Raw genomic sequence first — 1991 nt, forward strand, 5'->3', positions numbered from 1 at the left:
TGTCCATAACTTTCGGATTCCCTTATCCGCTTAAGCATGCTATAGATCTTACGATCATCCCCGCTTTCGGTATAAGAGGCGAAAATCGTCCCTTCATTATCAATGAATACAGCGGCATCCACCTCACGAAAGATTGACAAATCAATGGATAGGCGGCTCTGCATCAAGTTTTCAAACTGAATAGGCTCCATGGCAGTATCAGGTTTGGCACCGTATGAATCATACATCCGGTTAATATTCGTGACCATAATATTGGCCGCCGTTTCCACACTCCTGAATATGTAATCGGTCCTAGACAAGATAAGCTGAGACTCATCGACAACATTACTGGTGGTTCGGTCTATCAAAGAACGGCTGAAAAGCTGGTTGGACAACAGTCCAAGAGTAAGCAGAGAAACAATAATTAGCGGAAGAAATACCGTTATAACCTTGCTTTTAAAGCGAAGTCGACCAAACCACTTACGAGCTAGTGACAGAATATTCAACTAGGACCCCTCCGTCATCAAGAGAATATTCATCATGTTAACACAAACAATCTCTACAGTAGTAGATCAAAAATAATGTTAAAAAAATTCAACCGTCCATCTTGAAAGTGCTTTAAAGATGTGTTAGGATAAAGTCGATTTTTAGTAAAATTATTAACTAAAAAGGTGTGAGCTCTTTTGGCAACCATTAAAGACATTGCCCGCGAAGCGGGTGTGTCTGCCGCAACCGTTTCAAGGGTTTTAAATAACGATCTGTCACTGTCCGTAAGCCCAGACACCAAAAGCAGAATATTTTTGGTTGCCGAGCAACTCGGGTATAAGCCTGCCCGGCTGAAGCAATTAAAGCAGAATACGGAACGTGCCGGGAAAACGGTCTCCCTCCTGCTGTGGTGTTCTATTGAGGAGGAAAGAGACGATCCGTATTACGCCTCGATCCGCCGTGGAATCGAACTGCGCTGTGAAGAGCTTGGACTGACGTTGGGCCAGACCTTGCTAGGCCGCTCATCCATTGGCACCCTGCAGAAGGCGGACGGTCTGATTGTTGTGGGCGGCGTTGATCCTGAAGATGCATTCAAACTTCATCCTGACAAGAACACCATTGTCCTTGTCGACCAGTACCATGAACAGCTGGAGTATGATTCTGTACGACTTCATTTCCGGCAAGCTGTTGATCAGGCACTCGGACATCTACTTGAGCTTGGCCACCGACAAATCGGATTTATCGGCGGTAAGAGCGACGGTGAGCGAAGAGCGCATTATTTTGAACGATTCATGCGGGAACAGGGATTGTACAATACTCAATTCGTCCGTATAGGTGCCTGGAGTACCGCGGATGGTTATCTCACGATGAACGAACTTCTAACCCAACAGGAACGACCGACGGCCTGCTTCGCTGCAAGCGATCCGCTCGCTATTGGTGCCCTCCGCGCCCTTCATGGACATGGAGTCAAGGTACCAGAGGATATGGCTGTTGTCGGCTTCGACGACATTGAGATGGCAGCCTTCGTGCAGCCTCCGCTAACCACCGTCCGTGCCTATCCTGAACAGATGGGAAAGGCTGCCGTGCAACTGCTCTCTGAACGGTTTGAGGGGCGTGAACCACCTGCGTATAGCGTGATCGGGACTAAGCTTGTCATTCGGGAGAGTTCATGCAAAAAAGGCTAAAATCAGTACTTGAGAGTCTTATTGTCATTGATCAGTATCCTTACGTAAAACAATAATGATAACCCCCTAAGGAGTGAATATCATGAACATTCATGTTAACGAGGCGCTTGGTTTGTTTCATTTGCAGTCCAAGGATTGCAGCTATATTATCCAGCTTGTAGAAGGATATCCCGCACATGTCTATTGGGGAACTCAACTTCATCATGACCAAAGTCTCGCAAGTATATTGGAGCTTAGGGAGCGTTGCTCCTTCTCTCCCACTCCCGTTTCTTCCAGCCGTACAATTTCTTTGGACACGCTTCCACAGGAATACCCCCAGTATGGAACAAGCGACTTTCGTCA

2 protein-coding genes and 1 pseudogene are annotated in these 1991 nt (G+C 46.9%); 2 read left to right on the forward strand and 1 reads right to left on the reverse strand.

Annotated features, from left to right (window positions below):
- A pseudogene (locus GRP75_RS25535) lies at positions 1-485 on the reverse strand (two-component sensor histidine kinase); the annotation flags it as partial.
- Between the two features lie 177 nt (positions 486-662).
- Here GRP75_RS25535 and GRP75_RS25540 point away from each other — a divergent pair.
- The gene (locus GRP75_RS25540) at positions 663-1649 is read left to right on the forward strand and encodes a LacI family DNA-binding transcriptional regulator (RefSeq protein WP_160790727.1); all 987 of its coding nucleotides are present in this window, start codon (positions 663-665) and stop codon (positions 1647-1649) included.
- Positions 1650-1731: 82 nt separating this feature from the next.
- The coding region (locus GRP75_RS25545) for a glycoside hydrolase family 36 N-terminal domain-containing protein (protein WP_272917241.1) at positions 1732-1991 on the forward strand (260 nt) is incomplete at its 3' end.

Origin of the sequence: Paenibacillus sp. OT2-17, assembly GCF_009827695.1 — a bacterium.
Classification (GTDB): Bacteria; Bacillota; Bacilli; order Paenibacillales; family Paenibacillaceae; genus Paenibacillus; species Paenibacillus polymyxa_B.